Genomic DNA, 23,323 nt, shown 5'->3' on the forward strand with positions numbered 1-23,323 from the left:
ATGCCATTTACGTTTTCTCATCCAGCTATTATTTTACCCTTTTTAAAAAATAAAAAGCTATCTGCTACTGCCTTGATTGCAGGTTCGATGTCTCCTGATTATGAATATTTTTTTAGAATGAAAGGTCAATTGGAATTTGGTCATACTTTTTTAGGAATATTTTTAATCGATTTGCCTTTAGGTTTAATTGTAATGTTTGCTTTTCATGGATTAATTAAAAAGGTATTTATCGAAAATTCCCCAGTCTTTTTGCAAGAACGATTACAAGAATTAAAGGAATTTAATTGGGTTCAGTATTTTAAAAGTAATGTATTCACCGTTTTAATTTCCTTTTTTTTAGGAGCTTTTTCTCATCTTTTATGGGATTCATTTACGCACTCAGATGGTTTTTTTGTGGAACGATTTCCTTTTTTTTATTATGAAGTTGGTTCGTTTAGTGTTTATGTAATCGCTATTTATGTAATCGCACAGTATGTATGTTCGCTTATTGGTTTGATTTTAATTTTTATTTACATATATAATCTTCCTAAAAGTAATACTAAAATCAATACTATTAATATGAATTATTGGTATTTGAATGCGTTATTATCGGTAATTATTATAGCAATACGATTCTATTTTGGAACTCCTATGGATGATATTGGGATATTCATCGTAAGTATCCTTACGCCAATTATTATTGCCATTACAATATCGGGCATTGTATTTAGAAAGAAATCAATTATTTAGAAAATATTCTTCCTTTCCATTCGTATTTTCCAAAAAAAAGGGAATACAAAACGACAATCACACTAAAAAATGGGTACAAAAAACTACTAATTAAATAGAAACGAGTTTCATTAATTAAGAAACGATTTGTTTTATGAATTAAAATAAAGTCAACCAAAATTTTAGCTAACAATGAAAAGCACCATAAATAGGTGTTTCCAAAACCAACCAACCAACAACCAATAACTAACAAAAAGGATAAGTTTTCTCCAAAAACTATCAATCCCAATCCAATTCCAATACGGCTTTGGTAGGAGCTCGTTTTAGCAGCCCAACGCACTCTTTGGTAAAACAAAGATTTCCAATCGTTCAGCGGTTTTGTAATTACAATGGTGTTACTCGATTTTAAATAATGGACTTTATTAGGGTATTTTGCCATAGCTTTTTGTAACAAAAAAACATCATCGCCACTGGCAATTTTATTGTTGCCTTCAAAACCATTTAGTGCTTCAAAAAAAGATTTTTGGTATGCCAAGTTGGCGCCATTACACATAAATCCTTTTCCAATTCCAAAACTTCCCATCGTTGCTCCCTGCAAACTAGCTAAGTCCAATTGTTGAAAATGATGCAAAAAGGAATTGGTAAAATCATAAGTTACTGCTCCAGCAATCATCGAAACAGGATTTATTTGAATATAATTGTCTAGGGCTAACAACCAGTTTTCATTAACTACACAATCAGCATCCGTGGTGATAATCCATTCGTTTTTTGCCGTATTCATAGCCGTTGTAATCGCATCTTTCTTTGGCGAATTCGAAACCCGAATGTTGTTTATTATTTTAACACTGAACACTACATCCTGAACACTGAACACTTCTTCGGAGTCATCATCAACCAGAATAACCTCAAAAAAATCAAATGGATATTTCAATTTTGAAAGGCTATCTAAAAGCTTTGGCAGATTATTCCCTTCATTCCGAAACGGAACAATAATGGAGAATTTGGTTTTTGGCTTCAGCCCCAGAGATTCAAAAGAATTAACTTTGGTAAACCCATAAATCAAGGCAATAATTGCAAAGCAATAAATAAGTAGTATGGTGTGTAAAACCAAAATCATTGTACGGTTTTTATTTTGAAATTCATCACATAATAACTTCCAATAATAACAGGTAAAACCACATTCAAAAACCACATCAAGGTGCTTATAAAAACCACAATCCATTCGTTTACACCGAGAATTCCAAAGAAATAGACTGCCACACTACCTTTTACAGCAAAATCTAAAAATTGGAAAGTAGGTAAGGAGGAAGCCAAAAAGTAAACACTCGCTATGGTTGCCATCAAAGTTATATAAGGTAAATCAACATCAAATGCCAAAAATAAAAAATAGTATTGATGCGAAAACACTAAGTAACGACAGATGGCTAAAAGGATGTTTTTGTGATGAATTGATTTTGGAATGTCGTTGATTTTATGAATTAATTTTTCGAAAGAATAGCCTTTGATATTTATTTTCTTCGAAAAAAACAGAATCCCAAAAAGCAAAAAACAAAGGGCAAAAAGGCTTAGTACGGTTTTTGGAGTGATGATATTGAATTGGGAATTGAAATAAAACAAGCCGAAAATTCCAAAAACAACTGATAAAATCATCTGAATTCCATTGCAAATTAAATTCAGAAAAATTATTTTTTTAGTAGATTTCTTATCGAAAAACATGGCTTTTCCGGCATATTCCCCAACTCCATTAGGAGTAAATAAACCCGCAGTCAGAGCGCCAAGAACTTGTTTAGTTGCTTCGGCTAACGAAATTTTATGAAGAAAGGAAACTAAATTTTGCCATTTCAAAATCTCGAAAAAACGATTCAAAATACTCAATAAAAGGATAAATCCAATTCCTAAAACAGATTGATTTTTTTTGAATACAACAATAAATTGTTCCCAATCTAATTTGTCATTATTCGCCAATTGGGAATAAATAAAATAAAACGCTCCGCCAACAATCAGAATTTTGACTAGAAGAAAAAGTAACTTTTTAGATTGATCAGGAATTGAAATCATTTTTGCAAAGTAACAAAATAATATTAGCAAACGAATCTAGCTTTAAATTAATCGTTTAGAATACTATTTTCGAGTGATAGAGATTTCACTGCACCTTAAAAGTGAAACAGCCCGGAACAAATTGTTTTCGGGCTGTTTTTAAATAATATTTTATGGTTTATTTACAATCCATTTTTAGTTTTCCAGGCGGTATATTCCGAGCCAATAATCGTTGAAGCCCAATTTCCATACCACGAGTATCCCGCTCTTCTTTCGATTTCTATTTCAGCTAATGACGCTTTTTTAACTCCGTCTCTTCCACAGAAAAAAGGCAAATTTGTATTTAAATCATAAAATCTAGCCCAAGTAGTTGTGCCAGGTGTTGTATAGATTACTACATCATAGCCGTTTGGTCCAGTAGCATCAGGTACTTGTTTCGTTGAGATATCAAATATTTTTGCAAGTGCAAACCAATCTACAGCATCTTTAATGGCTTGTTTTACGGCTTCGGAAGGTTGTTCTACAAGCATTAAAGTTCTAATGACACCAACGGATTCTGAGCCACTCACAGAAGGAAGTTCGTAGGCTCTAGCTAAAGCAGGCAATAAGGTAATTTCATCATGTTGTGCACACCAAGCTGATTTTTTGCCAGAAGGGGAAGTAATTTGCGTTTTCAAAATAATATCAATTCCTTTTTTGAATGATATATCTGCCAAAGCTTTGTATTTTGGATTGACCAACTCCAAATTGTTTTTGCTTTTTATGATATCCCACATCAAATTCATCACATTAACAATGGCATTATCATTATATGTTATTTGATGTCTATACAAACTTTTATCAGGATAGTATTGCGGCCAACCACCATTTGAATATTGGGCTTGAAAAAGGTAATCAATGGCTTTCTCAGCGGCAAAAAGATAATTTGGATTGTTGCTAGTCTTATAATCGGCAAGTAAATACCTAAGTTCTGTTACAACGTGTCCATTGTCGATGGTGGTATCTGTGCTGTTTTTGGTGCTTAAAGCAGTAGCTTTTTGAGCTTCCGTTTGTACAGCACTGTATGAATTCAAATCAGGAACAGCTTTGCCCCAACCGCCATTATTTCTTTGCCAAATTAAAATGCTTTCGGCTCTGGTTATGCTTGTATATACTGTTGTTACACCAGAAATATTGACTTGTAATTCACCTACTTTTCCGCTGCCATCAGTAGCTGTAGCGGTAACAGTAACTGTTCCGTTTAGTTTGGGAGTTAAAATCCCATCGCTAGAAATGGTGGCTGCAGCTGATGATGTAGTCCAAGAAACGGCTTTGGTACTTACGTTAATGGGTAAAATATTCAAAGTGAGTTGTTTTGGTTTTCCATCTGTAATAGCACTGCCGTTTATTGTAATGCTCTCAGTAATAACAGTAGGTACGGTTGGATTTTCTTTAACAACACTATCGGAACTGCATGCCGATAAAAAATAGAGGCAGATGATAACCATTAATCCTTTAAGCTTATTCATATAATTACAGGGTTTAATTAGAAAATTGTAAAATCAGATTATTTTGTAATCGATTGCACAAGTATATGAAAAAAAAATGACTATTCATATTTTTGACTGAATTTCATGTTGTTTAATTATCAAAAAACAAATAGGTTTGGATGTTATTTATCGATTTGATCTGATATTTATAAAATAAATAATAGAACAAACAGCAGTAAAAGAATTAGATTTGTATATTATTAATTTGAAATAGACATGCTTTGTCTATTGACAATCCCATAAATTATAGATCATGAAGAAAGTTAAAAGTGTTTTAGTATTAATTTTTTTATTTTTTGGATGTTTTAGTTCTGTTTTAGCGCAAAACAAGGAAATTATTTTATGGGAAAAAATTCCTGATGCTATTTCGTCAGTTGGTTATACAGAAGAAGTATCATATGATAACGATAAAATAATTAATGGGATTAGTAAAGTCACTCAACCTTCAATAACGTTTTTTTTAGCCGATCCTAAAATAGCTAACGGTACGTCGGTTATCATTTGTCCTGGAGGTGGTTATCTTCATTTAGCCATAAATAAAGAGGGCTATAAAATTGCAAAATGGTTCAACACACTTGGTATTTCAGCTTTTGTTTTAAAATACCGTTTACCGAGTGATTTAATTATGAAAGACAAATCAATTGGGCCTTTACAAGATGCTCAGCAAGCAGTACGAATCCTCCGTCGTAACTCGGATAAGTGGCATATCGATCCCAATAAAATTGGAATCATGGGATTTTCAGCGGGTGGGCATCTGGCAGCTACGGTATCAACACATTTTAATGATAAAGTTTATGAAGTGACTGACAATATTAGTGCTCGTCCCGATTTTTCAATTTTAATTTATCCAGTAATTTCAATGCAAGAAGGAATAACACATCAAGGATCGAAAAAATATCTCTTGGGTGACAATCCAAGTGTTGAAATGATAGATAAATACTCGATTGAAAAACAAGTTACTAGCACAACACCAAAAACATTTTTAGTACACGCTACAGATGACAACGTAGTTCCTGTCGAAAACACCATTAATTATTACCTTGCTTTAAAACAAAATCAAGTTCCAGTCGAAATGCATATCTATGAAAATGGCGGCCACGGTTTTGGTCTAGGCAGACAAGAAACCAATTTAAATTGGCCAAAAGCTTGTGAAAAATGGTTGATTGCTAATGGGCTTATTTCAAAAATAGATTAAACATCTATTTGTAATTTAAAACAATCCATCGTACAGACTCTTTAAAGCGTCTAAAATTGGTAACAAAATAAGTATGGCAAACGAACGCATTATATTAGGTATTGACCCTGGAACCACCATTATGGGTTTTGGATTGATAAAAATCGTGAACAAAAAAATGAAATTTTTACAACTCAACGAATTGCAATTATCCAAATATGACAATCATTATCAAAAACTAAAAATCATTTTCGAACGTACCATCGAATTAATCGACACCCACAATCCAGATGAAATTGCGATTGAAGCCCCCTTTTTTGGCAAGAACGTACAATCGATGTTGAAACTAGGGAGAGCTCAAGGCGTGGCCATGGCAGCAGGACTTTCGAGAGATATTCCGATAACTGAATACGAACCCAAGAAAATAAAAATGGCCATTACCGGAAATGGAAATGCCAGTAAAGAACAAGTGGCCAAAATGCTGCAACAACTTTTAGGTTTAAAAACATTACCCAAAAATCTCGATTCAACTGATGGATTGGCTGCTGCGGTTTGTCATTTTTTCAATTCCGGGAAAGTGGTGGGCGAGAAAAGTTATACCGGTTGGGACGCTTTTGTAAAGAATAATGAAAATCGAGTTAAAAAATAGTAATCAGTGGTCAGATTTCAATTTGCAAAACTGACCACTGATTTCTGACCACTAATTTATGAGCGGAATCTACATCCATATCCCTTTTTGCAAGCAGGCGTGCCATTATTGCGACTTTCATTTTTCGACTTCTATGAAAAAGAAGGACGAAATGGTTTTGGCTTTGGCCAAAGAAATCCATTTGCGTAAGAATGAATCTGAACTTCTCGACTCCGCTCGAAATGACAACTCAATAGAAACCATTTATTTTGGTGGTGGAACTCCAAGCGTTTTGACAACGGACGAAATTCAGTTTTTAATTGATGCCGTCTATAAAAATTATTCCGTTTCAGAAAATCCCGAAATCACGCTTGAAGCCAATCCTGATGATTTATCGACAGAACGTATAATAGAATTATCAAAGACTTCCATCAACCGACTTTCAATTGGAATTCAATCTTTTTTTGAGGATGATTTGCAAATGATGAATCGTGCGCACAATTCGGCGGAAGCCAAAAAATGCCTAGAAGTAGCAACCCAATATTTCGACAATATATCTCTTGATTTGATTTATGGCATTCCAGGAATGAGCAATGAGAAATGGAAACAAAACATCGATACAGCATTAGGTTTTGATATTCCACATATTTCAAGTTATGCTTTGACCGTTGAACCCAAAACAGCATTGAACAAACTCATCCAAACCGGAAAAATTGCCAAACCTAACGATGAGGTTGCCGCAGCACATTTTCAAATATTGGTCGAAACCCTTGAAAAGAATGGTTTTATTCATTATGAATTGTCGAATTTTGGAGAAGAAGACTATTTTTCAAAGAATAATTCGGCCTATTGGTTAGGAAAAAAGTACATCGGAATAGGTCCTTCGGCACACAGTTATGACGGGATTTCTCGTAGTTGGAATGTGTCAAATAATTCAATCTATCTGAAATCATTAGACGAAAATAAATTACCCAATGAAATTGAAATTTTATCCAAAACCGACCGTTATAACGAATATATTATGACGGGATTGCGCACTATTTGGGGCGTTTCTTTAGAAAGAATAGAAAAAGAATTTGGCATTTCTTACTTGGATTACCTTAATAATCAGGTGCAAAAATTTATAAAAGATGATTTACTCGAAATCGTCACTTCGAGTGATTCCACTTTTGGGCGAAATTGTATCGAGAAGATTTTGAAAACTACCAAAAAAGGAAAATTCTTGACCGATGGAATTGCAAGCGATTTGTTTTATTTAAATTTGGAAGTTTAACCGCAAAGAAGGTGCAAGGTTCACTAAGCTTTGTATGCTTCGAGCCTTCTTTGTGAACTTAGTGTAAAAATTAAAAAATATGATTACAATCTCAACTGATAAAACGAAACTCGATGTAGCCTTTATTCATAATTTCCTAGTGGCTATTTATTGGGCAGCTGGACGGACAATCGATGACGTTCAAACCTGTATTGATAATTCATTTTGTTTCGGCATTTATCAAAATGATGTGCAAATTGGTTTTGCAAGATTAATTACAGATTATGTGGTTTTTGCCTATGTAATGGATGTTTTTATAAGTGAAGAACATCGAGGAAAAGGCTATTCTTCTATTTTAATTGACGCAATGTTTAAGGAACCAGCCTTACAAGAAATAAAAATATGGCGATTGGCAACAAAGGACGCTCATTTTTTATATAAAAAATTTGGCTTTAAAGCGTTGGCTTATCCCGACCGGATGATGGAAAGAATAAGTAATGTTTAGTAAACAGTGATTAGTATTCAGTTTAGGTCGTCAAAAAACTGAAATTAAGATCAAAGAATTATTTTAAAACCGTAATACTAATTTTTATATTTTTAGCACTGAACACTGATTCCTAAAAACTGATCACTAAATTTATGAACATACAGCAACTTTACGAATTGTGTCTTTCTAAAAAAGGAGTTACCGAACATTTCCCGTTCAATGATGATGCTTTGGTTTTTAAAGTTGGAGGAAAAATGTTTTGCCTCACTTCATTACAAGAATGGGAAAATGGGACTCCATCACTCAATTTAAAATGCGATCCCGAAAAAGCATTAGAACTTCGGGCGGAATATGAGGCAGTAAAACCAGGATTCCACATGAGTAAAATTCATTGGAATACGATCGATTTTAATTGTGATATTTCAGATAAAAAGATGATCGAATTAATCAATCATTCTTATGAATTGGTTTTTACTAGTTTATCGAAAAAAAATCAAAATGATATTCTTGAAATAGAAAATTAGGCATTACTTTTGCGAAATAAAATCAGTTCAGATTCAAACACATTTATAGAAAAATGAAAGATCAAATAAAAAAATTCTTAAACGAGGAGCAAGACCCGAAAGCCATAGAAAAAATCACTTCAAAGCTGAACGATTTGTTGATGAAAAATGAGGAAATAGGCTATATCGCTGTACAAAAAAAACCTGCAATAACCGTTCTTCCAGATAGTATCGTGATGACGAATAAACGAATTATTATTTGTCAGCCAAAAAACCTTGGAATTACAATGAGTTTTACTGATTTTACGTGGGATCAAATCGAAGGTACTTTTGTAAAAGAAAATATTTTAGGTTCCGAGTTTTCATTTACTACCAAAACGGATTTAACGGTTTCTATAGATTACATCCCAAAAACTCAAGCCAGAAAGATTTTTACTTTTGCAAAAGAACAATTGGATATTCTGAAAAATGGGGGTAGTATTAATGAAAATCCAGTAGTAGTAGGAACGCCACCAGTTTATGAAGTTATAGAAGAAATAGAAACTGAAGAAGTGACAAGTTTTGCTGAAATTATGCCGGCAATTTCTAATGTAGAATCTTTTATGGAAAATTCAGTTTCTTCACCTGAAAAACCAACCAATGAATTAACACAAGATGAGCTTTTTTCCAAGCTTCAGAACTATAAAAAACTACTGGATAACGGATTAATTTTACAAGGTGAATATGATGCTTTTAAGAAAGAGATTTTGAGTTTGATGTAATTTTCGATTCTTAGTAATAAATACAAAACCCGACAAATAATTATTTTTGTCGGGTTTTATGTTTAAATATATTTTCAGGACAAAGAGATTTTTGAAAAATATCAATCAATTTGAAACTGTTATTTTATGGTGTTAATCATAAGGTTTTCTTCTGTTTTTCTACGAAATTATGTGCTTGCAATTCTAACAATTCTGTTGCTTTTTTTCGTTGCAAATTATATAGTTCTTTGTCTTGAGAAATGTCTTCATATACTTTATCATGCATTGAAGCGCTGGTTTTAATTAGTAAATCGCGCTGGTATTTGTCTTGGATTATCGTTGCCTTAAGAGCGGATTCAATATCTTCTAATTTATAATCATATTCCCCTTTTGGCGATAGTAATTTTGCAATAATTGGCGAAGTTTCTATTGCTAAAAACAATAACATTATAAACAAGGAAGGAATTAAGGGCAGTTTGTTTAAGGCATTTATTCGCGCCATCAATCCATCAAACCCATCAATTATGGGTTGGGTTTCGGTTATTTTTCTATCTAAATCTGCTGTTATAGTTTTGGCTTTGCTATCGTTAGTAGCAATTTTCGCCAAATTTATTTTCCGTATTGAATCTAGTTCAGAAGAAGCTAAATTATGTTTGGCTATTTTTTCCTTAAAAACGGGGCCTTTTCCTAATTTCATGGTGCCTTTCGTTCCTTCCGCTTCAGTAATATAAGTTTCGTATAAGGTGTTTACTTCTTTTTCTTTGGATACAATTTCTTCTTTTAGCTGATCCGTTTCCGCTTTGTTTTTGTCTAAATCAGTTTTGAAATAGTTCGACACTTCTTTTTTATTATTCAACGTCATGGCATTTTTTTCTTTCAATAAAACAGTGTTGATTTCCTTTTCGAAAATTTTAATTTCTAATGGTTTCGAAATTACAATGGCGATAATTATTGCTAATACAATTCGCGGACTTGCTTGTAACAATTCGCTGCTAAAATGTTCTCTTTTTCGAATGGTTGATACAATGAATCGATCTAAATTAAAAATGAGTAATCCCCAAACAATACCAAATAGCAAGGCAGGAATAATAGCATCGAAAACTCTAAACAAGGCGTAAGAACTGGCAATAAAAGCCATAACTGCTGTAAAGAAAACGGTGGCGCCAATACCTACATATTTTGTTTGTTCCCCTTCAGAGCAACTGGCAAGTACTTTTTTGTCAGCACCTGAACACAGGATGAAGAAATGTTTCAACATAACGATTGATTTTGATTGATGTTGATTAGTAGTTATTTAACGACAATAGTTACAAATTGTTGTGGTTCTTTTTTAGTTTAAAAACAAGAAGAGTCACATAATTACATGCGACTATACTTCTTCTCAACAAATTAAATTAACTAAATTATCGGTGCACCTGCTAATATTTCTGCATTAGCAATTGATGTAAATTTGGTAAAATTAGCTTTGAATTTTGCGGCTAATTCTAGGGCTTTAGTATCGTATAAATTTTTATCATCCCATGTATTTCTAGGATTTAAAATAGCACTAGGTACATTGGGACAAGTTTTTGGTATCGCAATTCCAAATACTTTGTGTGTTTCAAAAGCTACAGTGTCTAATTCCCCGTTTAAAGCGGCAGTTATCATGGCACGAGTATATTTTAATTTCATTCTAGATCCTATTCCATAAGGGCCACCTGTCCATCCAGTATTTATTAGCCAAACTTTAACATTGGCATCTTTCATTTTTTTGCTCAACATTTCAGCATATTTTGTAGGATGTAAAGGCATAAAAGGAGCTCCGAAACAAGCCGAGAAATTGGGTTGAGGTTCTGTTACTCCAGCTTCGGTTCCAGCCACTTTTGCTGTGTAGCCAGAAATAAAATGGTAGGCAGCTTGGCCTGGTGTTAATTTAGCTATTGGAGGTAATATTCCAAAAGAATCTGCCGTGAGAAAAAATATATTTTTTGGATTTTTCCCTATAGAATTAGGTTGAATATTATTGATGTGATAAATTGGATAGCTTACCCGAGTATTTGGGGTAATGGAAACAGATGTATAATCAACTTTCTTTGTGTTTTTATCAATAATTACATTTTCTAAAATAGCTCCTTTTTTAATGGCTCTAAAAATATCAGGTTCATTTTCTTCGCTTAGATTCACAACTTTTGCATAACATCCTCCTTCAAAATTAAAAACAGTGTTTTCATTTGTCCATCCATGTTCGTCATCACCTATTAATTTTCGGTTAGGATCAGCTGACAAAGTGGTTTTTCCAGTTCCTGAAAGTCCAAAGAAAATTGCTGTATCTCCATTGACTCCAACATTGGCACTGCAATGCATTGGTAACGTATTTTTGAAAACGGGTAAAATAAAATTCAAGGCTGAAAAAATCCCTTTTTTCATTTCTCCAGTATACCCAGTTCCTCCAATTAGGGCAATTTTTTTGGTAAAATTAAGAATGGCAAAATTTTCTTGTCGTGTGCCATCAATTGCTGGATTTGCCATAAAACTTGGAACACAGATTAATGTCCATTCTGGTGTGAAGTTTTTCAATTCTTCAGTTTCAGGTCGCAAAAACATATTGTAACAAAACAAATTTGCCCATGCTGTTTCCGTAATAACCCGAATATTTAACCTATAAATAGCATCGCTACAAACGTAGGAATCTCGAACAAACACTTCTTTATAGCTTAAATAGGAAGTAACTTTATTATACAAAGCATCAAAGGCTTCTGTTTCAAAAGGAATATTAATATCTTCCCACCATATCTTGTCTTGGGTTATGCTGTCTTTTACAATAAAACGATCTTGAGGGGAGCGTCCAGTAAATTTGCCTGTATTGACAGCTAATGCGCCTGTAGAAGTTGCTATTCCCTGACCTGATTGCAAAGTGATTTCATGTAATTCATCTGCAGGTAATTGATACCGTATTAGTGCTTTTTCGATTCCTAAATAGTGTAGCGAAATCGATTTCGTAAACAAGGCGTGCTTCTCCATAAATGTAGACAATTAGGTTACTTTATTTATGGACAAAATTATAAATTTAATTCATACGAAATAAAAATATAACAATTTTATGATTTATTGTTAAGATAATTCAATAATAATAGTGCCCAAGCTGAAATTAATAGTAAACCACCAATAGGAGTTACGAATCCAATAATCTTAAAATCAAATGATGTGATCGAATTTGTTGCCAATAAATAGATAGAACCCGAAAAAAATAATACTCCAACCAATGTTAAGATGAAAATATTTTTTTTTGTTTTTTGAGCTATTTTATCATTCATTCCAATAAATAATAAAAACAAAGCGTGGTACATTTGGTATTTTACTCCAGTCTCGAAAGTCGAGAGCTCCTCAATTGACAATTCTTTTTTTAAAGCATGAGCACCAAAAGCGCCTAATATGATGGCCAACATTCCGAAAATTGCTCCGGTTGAAATTATTTTTTTATCCATTTTGAGTTAATTGAATTGCAAAAGTATCTCTTTATATTCAAAGAGAAATAAATTTAGGATTACTTTTACACTTAGTTAATATGCAGCTTATATTTGTTAAAAATATAACAATTACATATATTTGTGTTATATAAAAATGATTATGAGAACAATTCTAATTATCGGTGCAGGAAGATCTTCTTCGTCCTTAATTCAATATTTATTGAATAAATCAGATGTGGAGAATTTGCAACTCATCATTGCAGATATATCATTGGAATTTGCACAAAAGAAAACGAATAATCATCCAAAAGCAACGGCAATTTCCTTTGATGTTTTTGATAAAAATGAAAGGAAACTGGCTATTCAAAAAGCAACTATTGTTATATCGATGTTGCCGGCTCATCTTCATATTGAGGTGGCGAGAGATTGTATTGCGTACAAAAAACATTTGGTCACCGCTTCATATAGTAGTGACGCCATGCAAGAATTGGATGCTTTGGCCAAGGAAAACAATTTGGTTTTCATGAATGAAATAGGTCTTGATCCCGGAATCGATCACATGAGTGCGATGAAAGTAATTGACGATATTAGGAGCAAAGGAGGGAAAATGCTTTTGTTTGAATCATTCTGTGGTGGTTTAGTAGCTCCAGAATCCGACAACAATCTTTGGAATTATAAATTCACTTGGTCTCCTCGAAATGTTGTTTTGGCAGGACAAGGTGGAGCAGCTAAATTTATCCAAGAAGGAACGTATAAATATATTCCCTATTGGAACTTATTTCGCAGAACAGAGTTTCTGAATGTAGAGGGTTATGGTAGATTTGAAGCGTATTCTAATAGAGATTCCTTAAAATACATGACTATTTATGGTTTAGATGATGTTTTAACGATGTATAGAGGAACCATTCGAAGAGTTGGTTTTTCAAAAGCTTGGAATGTGTTTGTACAACTTGGCATGACCGATGATAGTTATATTATGGAAGATTCCGAAAACATGAGTTATCGTCAATTCGTGAATTCATTCTTACCCTATCACCCCACAGATTCAGTTGAAATAAAAATGCGATTGATTTTAAAAATCGATCAAGACGATATTATGTGGGACAAATTGTTGGAATTAAATTTATTCGATCCCAATAAAAAAGTGGGTTTGCAACAGGCCACTCCAGCTCAAATTCTCGAAAAAATACTTACAGATAGTTGGACCTTGCAACCCAACGAAAAGGATATGATTGTCATGTATCATAAATTTGGGTACGAATTAGAAGGCATAAAATACCAAATAGATTCTAAAATGGTTTGCCTTGGCGAAGACCAAACCTATACCGCCATGTCAAAAACTGTTGGATTACCTGTAGCGATGGCCACCTTGCTAATATTGAATGGAAAGATCACAAATCCAGGTGTGCAATTACCCATCCGGAAAGAAGTATACCAGCCTATTTTGAAAGAACTTCAAGAATGTGGAGTAGTTTTTAGCGAAGAGCAAATGCCCTATTTAGGGTATAATCCGGATAAATAGAATTCATACATTCTTTTAAGTAATAATTTGTATGTTTTATGGATACATTTGATTTTAAATAAATAGGATGTTTATCTGGCAAATAAGCAAAATAGACATACATATCAAATGTTTTTTCACTCTTAAAACACATTCCACATCTTTCAAAATCATTTTTTTTTAACTTTATATTGTCAATTAAAAAGAACAGTTGTCCGAAAGCAGATTTACGGGTAAAACACTTACTTTTACGCAATGTCTTTTGCAATACCAAATTACAATTTTAATTGAGAATTCATTTTATGGCTTTTATTAAAGTTACTTTTATAAAACAACAATAATTTTCACTCTATTTTTGTTAAAATATTATTAATATTTTTGGTAATATTTTGTATTAAAAGTTTTCTTTAAAATTCAATAGGATAACAGAATGAAAAAAAATGTAGTCGAGCAAAAAGCAAATTTATATAATAGTAAAAATTGTGATTCAAGGAGTGACTTCATTTATTCAGAACAGAAATTCTATAGCAGGTATTCTTGGTGCTTGAATCCATATCCGAAGGTATCCCAGGTTATGGATTTTATTCGTATTGAAGCAAAGGACTTAGAAAAAATCGAAGGATCCTGGCAGATAAATGAAAGTATAATGACTATTTTTTCACTAGCATGTGCTGTTTCCTGTGCTACTGATGATTTTTTAAATAAAAAACGATATGGGCAATTTTCTCTCAAATCATTGCAGCAATGGCGCATCAGATGGGAAGATACCATTGCTTTACTTTTAGATAGTTCTTTAGCAAAGACTTCCATTGATATGAACACCTGTCAAAAATCCGCACTGGAACTTGCCGATCTCTCGAGAGCTGACTTTCCTACAAAGTTGTTAAACCAAGCTGTTACTACCCCAAGAGCTTTCCGTTGCCAGGATTTGACTCCCTATGATGTTTTAACATTGAGCAAGAAATACTGTGAAGAAAATACAAATAAGAATAGCCCCATATTGATTATAGGCCTTCGCTCTGCGGGATCCTATTTTGCTCCTGTTCTTCGCGCAGATTTGGCCAAACGTGGCTATACTAATATTAATACCGTAACACTTCGTCCAAAGAAGGGAGCGAGCCGAAATGAAAAAGAAACGATTCAAAAATTCACAAAACAAGATGGGAGTGTCATTATTATTGATGAACCAATTTATGTGGGATTAACTCTTAAGATTTGTATAAAAATACTTGATGAATTAGGAGTTCAGCGCCAATCTGTTAATGTGCTGTTTCCGCTGCACCCATGTGCAACAGACTTGAATAAAACAGAAGCACTTTCGGCTTTAAAGGGTTGCAATTTTATCACCTCCTCACCTGATGAATATTATAAGTTTGGGAAACTCAGAAAAGCAACAGTAGAGAAACAGTTGGAAGAATACTTTTTTGCGCGCGATTATAAAAAAGTAAGCCTTATCTCTGATGCCAATGTCCATAAATTCAATAAAACGCTTAGCAATCAATCAGAAAATAGTTGGACAGAACATTTAAAGCGAGTATATGGTGTACAATTAGAAAGACAATCTGGTGAAATAGAAACACAGTATATCATTGCAAAAAGTGTTGGCTGGGGTTGGCAGTCCTATCGTAAATTTTTTGCAGCTAATTGTCTTAAAGATTTTGTTCCATCGATATTGGGATTACGGGATGGTATTTTGTATTCTGAATGGATTGACGACAGTGCAAATAGTGCAAAAGAAATAGACCGAAACAAGATAGTCGAGTCTGTTTCAGAATATATAGCATCTCGTGTTAAGGGATTGTCTTTCGAAGAAGATCCTTCCTCGTTTATTTCCGAAGCACAAGTTGGAATGTTGCTCGTATACAGGAATCATTCTACAACACTTTTAGGCAGAATTACTAATCGTTTGAAGATAGATGCTTTTCGTTATAAATTATCTACTTTAACATGTCTTTCTCCATGCCTTATTGATGGAAATATGCGTATCGCCGATTGGCTGCAGCGGGACCTTGAATTAGTAAAGACTGATTATGCTCAGCATGGTCTGGGTAAAATTGAAGTTAATGTTACGGATCCCGCCTATGATTTAGCAAATAGTATACTATCCTTTGAAATGTCTGAACAGGAAGAAACGGACTTGTTACAAAGGTATATGAGTATTTCTGGAGATATGGAAGTTATTGAACGGATTACTCTTTATAAAGTATTAACTGGCATACAGACAATGCAGAGCTTTGGTAAAATTCATGATGATAAACTGAGTTCTCGTCACCAAGAATATAGCGATGATTTTATAAAGGCTTGGACTTTTACAATGATTCAATTAGCCAGATACACTGCCTCTTTTGTACCCAAACTGGTAGTCAAATCGCCTTTTAAGACAATTGTAGTTTCTGATGTGGATGGAGTTATAGATCAACATATTATTGGTATCCCATCAAATACTCCTTCAGGTATTCAGGCACTTTCTCTGTTGCATTCGAATGGATATCCAATTGTTTTAAATACCGCCCGCTCCGTATACGATGTCAAAGAATATTGTAAGGCTTATGGTTTTATGGGTGGCATCGCCGAATCAGGAAGTTATATTTGGGATGCCGCCACAGATAAAGAAAAAATACTGGTTAGTGAGGAGACTTTGACTAAAATAGAACGGGTAAAATTAGCTCTAGAACAAATACCAGGCGTATTTACAAATCCTTACTATCGATATTCTATTAAAGCTTTTAGATATGGAGAAAGTATTACTGGAACTATCCCTGTTTCAACGAAACTCATTAATAGTGTCTTGGTTCAATGTGGGGCTGAAGAGCTCTTCGTCCATCAAACTGGTACCGATACAGCGGTACTTTCTCCTGGGATTGATAAAGGTACGGGCATGATCGCTCTTCTTCAATTACTAGATTGCAGTACATGTGACACTATCGCAATTGGAGATACAGAGCCTGATTTATCAATGTTTCGAGTTGCAAATCGTTCATATGCGCCATCACATACAAATGTCCGAAGCGCTGCAATACAAATTGGCTGTCATGTAGTTAACAAACCGTTTCAGAAAGGGCTCCTCGAGATAGTACGTCACATAATTCATACGGATGGAGGAAAGGCCCAACTTGATGAAAAACCGAGTTTTAAACAAAAAGAACACAATAAGATACTATTTGATATTCTTTCTGATGTAGAAAAGTCCAAACCTCGACGACTATCGGAAGCAATATTCAATAAAGATCTATTTGGGGCTTTCAAAAATTATTTTCTTTGACCGATAAACTATTTGATCCTTTTTGATGAATAGATTTTGACTAGATTGATTTGAATATTATGGATGTAAATCATTTGGTAGTCGTTCAAAAAAAATAAAAAGATTTTAAAATAGGATAAAATTACAGGAAACATGAATCATAAAGCTCATTTCAAGGTTAATACTCATCTAGAATCAATAAAAAAAAATTAAATGAAAACAAGATTACAAAATATTTTCAAGATAAATAACACAAAACAAATTCTATTAGATGCAAGTTATATACTGTTTTCACTGTCCTTATTGCGAATTTTTAGTAAGCAATTATTCACAAAATATGGATACGATAGTTGGTATATTTCTGAATTTTTAATCAACTACCAAGGTGGTTTTGTACGTCGAGATTTCACAGGCGAAACTTTATTGTTTATTGCTAGAAACTTTAATGTAAATGTTGAATGGACAATAAAAATTGTTTGTTTTATTTGCCTAACAATGGTTTGCTAAAGAAGTATAATTAGCATTATCAGTTATGGTATATCCTCCTAAATCGATATATTTAATTTGAGCATTTGTAGCTAAAGTAAACATTAGCAATGGCAACAACAATAATAAGTGAAAAAGCTTTGACAATCTACCGACTGTATTCTTGCTTTTTGAGCGATAAAAATCTTGTGTAATTTTGGTCATAAAAAAAATATTTAGTTAGTTAATAAATTCAAAATGGAGTAGGTTGGTAATGAGTTAACTTGGGGTGGTAATTTTTATAAAAGGAACTCAGAAAGTGCTATATAAAACTTAACGGCGAAACTCACAAAGTAAACTTCCAAATTGGTTTTCAATAAAATGTATAAAATGAAACTAAGTAAGTCGAAAGTTTAAAAGTCGTAAAGTCAAAAGGGTTTATGCCAATGAAAATAATGATAAATCAACATATTCCATAATTTTATACCATTTCAAAGTATGATATTATATCGTTTTTCTACTTAGTTAAGAAAGTAAAATGATTTTTGTACAAGAGTTTGCATTAGATTTCCATCTTTTTACTTCTTATGTAAAATACTGATTACGATCTCGCTGAGGTGAGAAAAGATTTTACTTTACTAAAAACTTTATTGTTTCTGTACCTTCTTTTGATTCAATTTTACTAATATAGATTCCTTTAGTTTTCGGTGAATCTATAATTGATAAATCATCGTTAGTAATTGATGATTTAATCAGTTGTCTTCCTACCAAGTCATAGATTGAGATTTTGCTATTTAATGGAGTATTTTTGATTTTAATAAAACCATCCTCTTCCATTAATATTACCTTTTTTTTAGAAAACTGATTTGTAGTTAAATTGGATGCAGGGAGGGCAACTCCGTGAATTTTAACATCTGCTAGACAAATTGTTTTGCCTGTTGCTGCTGAACTATACCAAGGATATACTCTTAGTTTTAAAGTTTCACCATCAATAAGTTTAATTACAGGTATCTTTGAAACAGCGTTCATCGTATTGGATGTCATGCTCTGAAATTCTCCTGCAACAAATGTAGTAGTGAAATCGTCTTTCGAATAAGAAATGCGACAGCGCATACCGCTTCCACCGGCGCCACCAACATATAAACTGATCAAATCAATATTTAATTCTGTTCCAGCGTTGGCTTTGATTCCAAATTGAATATAACGCGTTGAAACCTCATCAATATCACCTGCAGGCCATGCGTCGCCAGTAAGTAAATTTCTTTGTGTTTTTCTTGTGGTATCATAACCGCTACCAGAAGGCCATACTGTAGCAGTACCATTAGGTGCAGCATAATTTGAGACATACATATTACTATAGGATTGGTCAAAAATAGTGGCTGGTCCTTGCAATATTGGGGTATTATTTGTAATTAATGGCCATAAAACGCTCACTTCTGTCCCTCCAGTTAATTGAATGAAATTGACTGTTAAAGGTATTGTTTTTGTCACGGTTCCATTAGTAACGGTAAGTGTTCCGCTTTTAGTTCCTCCAACTGATTGAGTTGTCGAAATGTAAAATTTAGTGAATGCTAAACTACCGGACGCATAATTCATATTGATGGAAGAAGTAAAAGTATCAGTTTTGTTTAGGGCTATCAAAAAACCACTACTAACAGAAAGACTAAATGCTCCAGCAGCTGGAACTAGATCAAAACCAGTAATGGTTATTTCTTTTGTAAGTGTCTGACCTGTATAAGCATCCCCAAAATCACAATTGGTAGGATTTATCAAGACATCAGTTGATGTATTAATATAAGAAGCTAAAATATTCTGTTTTACCATTTCCTGAGCACATAATCTAGCAGTTAACGTCCCTAATAATGCTGTAGGGTGTGTAGAATCTGCAGAAACATAAAGTTGAGCTGTACTGGCAGCATCGCCATATGATTCAACTAGATTTTTCGTTAAGGTAGTTAAGTCGATAAGTTTTACTCCTTTTTCTACTGAAACTTCTAGCATCGCATAGGCATAGTCATAGGTGTGATCTGTTGCGGGAAGACTGAAATCAGGACCTAAATCATGAAGACCTTTACGTGTAATGGTACCGCCGCTAAAATATTTTCGACATAATGAAGTTGCTAAAATTGGTGTAGCACCTAAAGCACGGGTTTCATCAATGTATTTTCTAAGATATTCTTTATAAGTTGTTTGTGGATTTGTACCTCTGTAGTCCGTTCCATTAATGGGATTTGCAGCATCAGTTCCTCCATCAAGTCCTCCGTTTTTCTCATCGTTATGAGCAAATTGAATGATGACATAGTCACCTGTTTTTATCTGTTGCTTTACGGTGGTCCAATAAGGTGCTTCCATATAAAAACTTTTGCTACTAGCACCATTTTTAGCACGGTTATTAACTTTGACATCTGAGGAAAAAAACTGTTGAAACATCATGCCCCAACCTCGAATGTCGGAAGTGTTTTCGTCATAAGTAGCCATGGTAGAATCACCAATAGTATGGAGGGTAATTTGTGCATTCGAAGCAATAATGCTGCAAAAAAGAAAAGTAATTGTAAATAATTTTGTTAATAATGTTTTCATTTTTTTAGCTTTAATTTTTATAAACTTTAGTAGATCCTTGTTTTCCGTTTATTTTATAACGGACAATATAGATTCCTGATTTCAAACTGTTTAAATCTATTTTTGTAGCAATCTTGGTTTGATACACACGCTGTCCCGTAAGGGAGTAAACTTCAAGATTCTCAATCACACCATTTGCTCTTAGCACACCATTTTCTAACATGACTTTATCTTCTATACTTAATGAAGTAGAATTTACAGTAATAGAACCCGTACCTGCAAGTAAACCTGGATTTGTGGTGGCATTGTATGTTCCATTTGCAAGCTTATTTCCATTCAAAGTAAATTGTTTTACTGCAACAGCAGTGTTTAATACTGCCGAAGCTGATCCATTTATATTCATATTTAAAATATCTCCAGCACATTTCGCATGATTGAAAATGGCTTTATTAGTTGCAGCTAGACTAATAGTTCCTTTTCCAAATGCATTTTCAACAACACCATCAATTGCAGTTGAGCCTCCAACGGTAGTTGGAGCAGTAGTCAAGTCCCAAGTTCCCGTAAAATTACTATTATCTCCACCTAATTTCACAGTTGCAGTATTTGAAGTTCCGCTTCTATTATTATTTACTTTTATTTTATAATTGCCTGAAAAGGTGCCTGGTAAATCCATAGTACTACCTGCAGTGTTAGCGCTGCTCATAAATAATGTGATATCACCATTTAATATAACAGGAGCATTTAAATAAAAACCGGTACCACTTGTTGCATAATTAAAAGAAGTTCCTTGTTCCATTCTAACAGGTCCTAGACATTGGGATATTGAGGTTTTTCTTAAAAGAATGTATCCACCATTAGACAAATACATATCACCTTTAAATACAGTTGAAACTGCTTCTATATAACGACCACTAACTATTACTTTCTCACCTAATTCTGGTAATAAAGCCGGAGAATAATAAGTTGCATTATCCCAGTTGCTATTTGCTGTTCCACCATTAAAAGTAAATTGGCTCGGCCTTCCAATAATTATTTTCCCTGTACCACTAATGGTTCCAGGATTAGTTGTTGCATCATATTGCCCCGTTCCTTTTAAAACACCATCAACATACCACTCACTAATGGTAATGTCTTGATTCAGAACAACTGATGCTGATCCTTCGGTATAAAGGGGTGTTTTGGTTTGAAATGCAGTGCTTACATCTATAGTTAATTTCCCATTAGTTTTGACACTTATTTTTCCAGCATTTCCAAGAGAATTTGCTATTTTAGCTTGTAAATTCCCTGCTTGAATAACTAATTCTCCAGTATAACCTGAATTATTTCCGTTCAATTGGCAAATACCAGTACCACTCTTAGTTATTTGGTGTACTCCAGTAATTACTGCAGTAATAGTAAGATTGCCAGAAGTATTGATGTTTAACGTTCCCTTAGTTTTAATGTTTCCTGATAACGATGCACTAACAGAAGAAGAAACTGTTGACTGATTAAGTGTAAGTAAAGTGGCTGAACTATTTGCAGAAACATCAATTGTTGCTCCATTCAATAAATTTAAATCTGCGGCAAAACTTCCACCATTTGCATCTATTGTCAAACTACCGTCAACATTTGCAACTTCCGAAACTGCTGGTACACCATCTGGATTCCAGTTATTTGCTTCTAACCATCCATTATTAGTAGCACCACCATCCCAATTATACACCCTTACAGCTGGTGCTATTGCCGTAGGATCCCAGTTATCTGAACCTGCTAATACAATTTTTGGCTCATATAAATTGGCTTCAGCCTGATTTACCATAGCTCTAAGGCCTGCCCAATTAGCTCTACCACTCATATTAGCACCTGCACCTGTATTCATCCATTCATACAAATGTAGATCAGTACTAGTATCAGAATAATCCATATTCCATTTATCACCCCAACCTTGTGGATGAATTTCCGCTGGCATTGTACAATATAACCACGCAACCTTTGGGTATTCATGCCATGGACGACCTAACCTTATTAAAGCGCCATTATCTGATGATGAAGGACTATTAGAATTATAAGTTAAATTACACTTATAAAATACAAAACCATAAGTTTGAGCAATTGTAGTTGAGGGCGCTGTTATCCATCCTCCTCCAAAACTTCTAATTTCACATTTATTAAAAAAGGCCACACCACGACCATAAATATAATCGGTTCTACCCTCAATAACACAGCTGTCAAAATAAGCACGCGAAGTTTCGCCCATCCAAAAGTAAATAGTATCTTGATAGGCTAATAAATTGCAATTAACAAATACATTTCGATCTGACTGAATGGTGAGGGCCTGTGCCTGACCTACATTACCTGCAGTATTTTGAATTGTTATATTTTCAGCCCTAAAATTGTTGGCTTGAATTGTAAGTGTAGCAGCTGTTCTTACAAGTTCAGTATTACTACTCCAAAGCGCTACTTTTGAATCTGGACATAAACCATCTCCGCCATCATTACAATTATAAATATCATAAGAAATAATAGTTTCTTCTCTACTTTCACCTATTAAAGTAATGTTGGTTTTGTTAGCAGGAACAATTAATTTTTCTTTATTATATAAACCTCGTTTTACATAAATAACAGTAGGTATTCCTGCCGGTACTGCATTAAAAGCTGCTTGTATAGAGGTGAAATTTCCAGTTCCGTTAATGTCTACAACAATATCTGGACTAAAGTTTTGTGCAAATAATGTATTTGATAATAAAAGACCAATAAAGAAGAGACTTGCTTTTTTGAGTAGTTTCATAGTAATAAGTAGTTTTTTTTAATATAATTTATTTTAAATTTGTTAATTATACAATATTCGCATTGTAATCGATTACAAATATAGGTTGTTGTTATAATTCTTTTCATGGTCTAAATACAAAATGATAGGGGTTAAATAACAAATGGATTACTTTAAGAGCGTTTATTGCTAATAGATACCTCAAATTTCTAAACCTTAATTTGTGTTCAATATTCGACTCCCAATTACTTCGATTTTATTTAAAAAAAAGCAATGTGGCAAAAAATAGGATTAGTAATCAATCTTT

General features: G+C 33.5%; 19 protein-coding genes. 10 read left to right on the top strand and 9 right to left on the bottom strand.

Features of this window, described 5'->3' with window-relative positions:
• A complete protein-coding gene (locus E0F76_RS16320) occupies positions 1 to 729 on the top strand; it encodes a DUF4184 family protein (RefSeq protein ID WP_132008617.1) in 729 nt (242 codons plus the stop codon).
• Here E0F76_RS16320 and E0F76_RS16325 read toward each other — a convergent pair.
• The 3 genes from E0F76_RS16325 to pelA all read right to left on the bottom strand — a co-directional run bounded on the left by E0F76_RS16325 (position 722) and on the right by pelA (position 4,253).
• On the bottom strand, positions 722 to 1,825 hold the full coding sequence (locus E0F76_RS16325) for a glycosyltransferase family 2 protein (protein ID WP_132008620.1): 1,104 nt from the start codon (positions 1,823 to 1,825) through the stop codon (positions 722 to 724). The two genes, E0F76_RS16320 and E0F76_RS16325, sit on opposite strands and share 8 nt — an antisense overlap.
• The gene (locus E0F76_RS16330) at positions 1,822 to 2,766 is read right to left on the bottom strand and encodes a lysylphosphatidylglycerol synthase transmembrane domain-containing protein (RefSeq protein ID WP_132008623.1); all 945 of its coding nucleotides are present in this window, start codon (positions 2,764 to 2,766) and stop codon (positions 1,822 to 1,824) included. Before E0F76_RS16330 ends, E0F76_RS16325 begins: the two co-directional genes overlap by 4 nt.
• A gap of 161 nt (positions 2,767 to 2,927) precedes the next feature.
• A complete protein-coding gene (gene pelA, locus E0F76_RS16335; RefSeq protein ID WP_132008626.1) occupies positions 2,928 to 4,253 on the bottom strand; it encodes a pectate lyase in 1,326 nt (441 codons plus the stop codon).
• A 274-nt stretch (positions 4,254 to 4,527) separates the two neighbouring features.
• On the opposite strand from pelA, the gene E0F76_RS16340 reads away from it, so the two are divergent.
• The 6 genes from E0F76_RS16340 to E0F76_RS16365 all read left to right on the top strand — a co-directional run bounded on the left by E0F76_RS16340 (position 4,528) and on the right by E0F76_RS16365 (position 9,079).
• A complete protein-coding gene (locus E0F76_RS16340) occupies positions 4,528 to 5,469 on the top strand; it encodes an alpha/beta hydrolase (protein WP_132008629.1) in 942 nt (313 codons plus the stop codon).
• A 73-nt stretch (positions 5,470 to 5,542) separates the two neighbouring features.
• Complete coding sequence (gene ruvC, locus E0F76_RS16345; RefSeq protein WP_132008632.1) at positions 5,543 to 6,097, top strand: crossover junction endodeoxyribonuclease RuvC; 555 nt, start codon at positions 5,543 to 5,545, stop codon at positions 6,095 to 6,097.
• Between the two features lie 58 nt (positions 6,098 to 6,155).
• Positions 6,156 to 7,349, top strand: a complete 1,194-nt coding sequence (hemW, locus tag E0F76_RS16350) for a radical SAM family heme chaperone HemW (RefSeq protein ID WP_132008635.1) — start codon at positions 6,156 to 6,158, stop codon at positions 7,347 to 7,349.
• A gap of 79 nt (positions 7,350 to 7,428) precedes the next feature.
• Complete coding sequence (locus E0F76_RS16355) at positions 7,429 to 7,833, top strand: GNAT family N-acetyltransferase (protein WP_132008638.1); 405 nt, start codon at positions 7,429 to 7,431, stop codon at positions 7,831 to 7,833.
• Between the two features lie 134 nt (positions 7,834 to 7,967).
• Positions 7,968 to 8,339: an MmcQ/YjbR family DNA-binding protein gene (locus E0F76_RS16360; RefSeq protein ID WP_132008641.1), complete on the top strand. Its 372-nt coding sequence runs from the start codon at positions 7,968 to 7,970 to the stop codon at positions 8,337 to 8,339.
• A 53-nt stretch (positions 8,340 to 8,392) separates the two neighbouring features.
• The gene (locus E0F76_RS16365; protein ID WP_132008644.1) at positions 8,393 to 9,079 is read left to right on the top strand and encodes a PH domain-containing protein; all 687 of its coding nucleotides are present in this window, start codon (positions 8,393 to 8,395) and stop codon (positions 9,077 to 9,079) included.
• Positions 9,080 to 9,215: 136 nt separating this feature from the next.
• Here the strand turns inward: E0F76_RS16365 and E0F76_RS16370 are convergent, their stop codons facing one another.
• From E0F76_RS16370 to E0F76_RS16380, 3 genes are all read right to left on the bottom strand, one after another.
• Positions 9,216 to 10,316: a DUF4407 domain-containing protein gene (locus tag E0F76_RS16370; protein WP_132008647.1), complete on the bottom strand. Its 1,101-nt coding sequence runs from the start codon at positions 10,314 to 10,316 to the stop codon at positions 9,216 to 9,218.
• Positions 10,317 to 10,456: 140 nt separating this feature from the next.
• Positions 10,457 to 12,058, bottom strand: a complete 1,602-nt coding sequence (gene pckA / locus E0F76_RS16375) for a phosphoenolpyruvate carboxykinase (ATP) (protein WP_132008650.1) — start codon at positions 12,056 to 12,058, stop codon at positions 10,457 to 10,459.
• Positions 12,059 to 12,135: 77 nt separating this feature from the next.
• Positions 12,136 to 12,522: a DUF423 domain-containing protein gene (locus tag E0F76_RS16380; protein WP_132008653.1), complete on the bottom strand. Its 387-nt coding sequence runs from the start codon at positions 12,520 to 12,522 to the stop codon at positions 12,136 to 12,138.
• Positions 12,523 to 12,664: 142 nt separating this feature from the next.
• Here E0F76_RS16380 and E0F76_RS16385 point away from each other — a divergent pair, with 142 nt between their 5' ends.
• The 3 genes from E0F76_RS16385 (at position 12,665) to E0F76_RS16395 (ending at position 17,753) form a co-directional block, all read left to right on the top strand.
• Positions 12,665 to 14,026, top strand: coding sequence for a saccharopine dehydrogenase family protein (locus E0F76_RS16385; protein WP_132008656.1), 1,362 nt, complete (start codon positions 12,665 to 12,667; stop codon positions 14,024 to 14,026).
• 409 nt (positions 14,027 to 14,435) lie between these two features.
• Entirely contained in the window at positions 14,436 to 17,267 is a 2,832-nt protein-coding gene (locus tag E0F76_RS16390) for an HAD hydrolase family protein (RefSeq protein ID WP_132008660.1), read from the top strand.
• 192 nt (positions 17,268 to 17,459) lie between these two features.
• Positions 17,460 to 17,753: a hypothetical protein gene (locus E0F76_RS16395; protein ID WP_132008663.1), complete on the top strand. Its 294-nt coding sequence runs from the start codon at positions 17,460 to 17,462 to the stop codon at positions 17,751 to 17,753.
• Here E0F76_RS16395 and E0F76_RS16400 read toward each other — a convergent pair.
• The 3 genes from E0F76_RS16400 to E0F76_RS16410 form a co-directional block, all read right to left on the bottom strand.
• Positions 17,736 to 17,936: a hypothetical protein gene (locus E0F76_RS16400; RefSeq protein WP_132008666.1), complete on the bottom strand. Its 201-nt coding sequence runs from the start codon at positions 17,934 to 17,936 to the stop codon at positions 17,736 to 17,738. The two genes, E0F76_RS16395 and E0F76_RS16400, sit on opposite strands and share 18 nt — an antisense overlap.
• A gap of 405 nt (positions 17,937 to 18,341) precedes the next feature.
• A complete protein-coding gene (locus tag E0F76_RS16405; RefSeq protein WP_132008669.1) occupies positions 18,342 to 20,291 on the bottom strand; it encodes a GDSL-type esterase/lipase family protein in 1,950 nt (649 codons plus the stop codon).
• A gap of 10 nt (positions 20,292 to 20,301) precedes the next feature.
• On the bottom strand, positions 20,302 to 23,037 hold the full coding sequence (locus tag E0F76_RS16410; protein WP_132008672.1) for a pectinesterase family protein: 2,736 nt from the start codon (positions 23,035 to 23,037) through the stop codon (positions 20,302 to 20,304).
• Positions 23,038 to 23,323 lie beyond the last annotated feature (286 nt).

It is taken from the genome of Flavobacterium cellulosilyticum (assembly GCF_004349355.1).
GTDB classification, from domain to species: Bacteria; Bacteroidota; Bacteroidia; order Flavobacteriales; family Flavobacteriaceae; genus Flavobacterium; species Flavobacterium cellulosilyticum.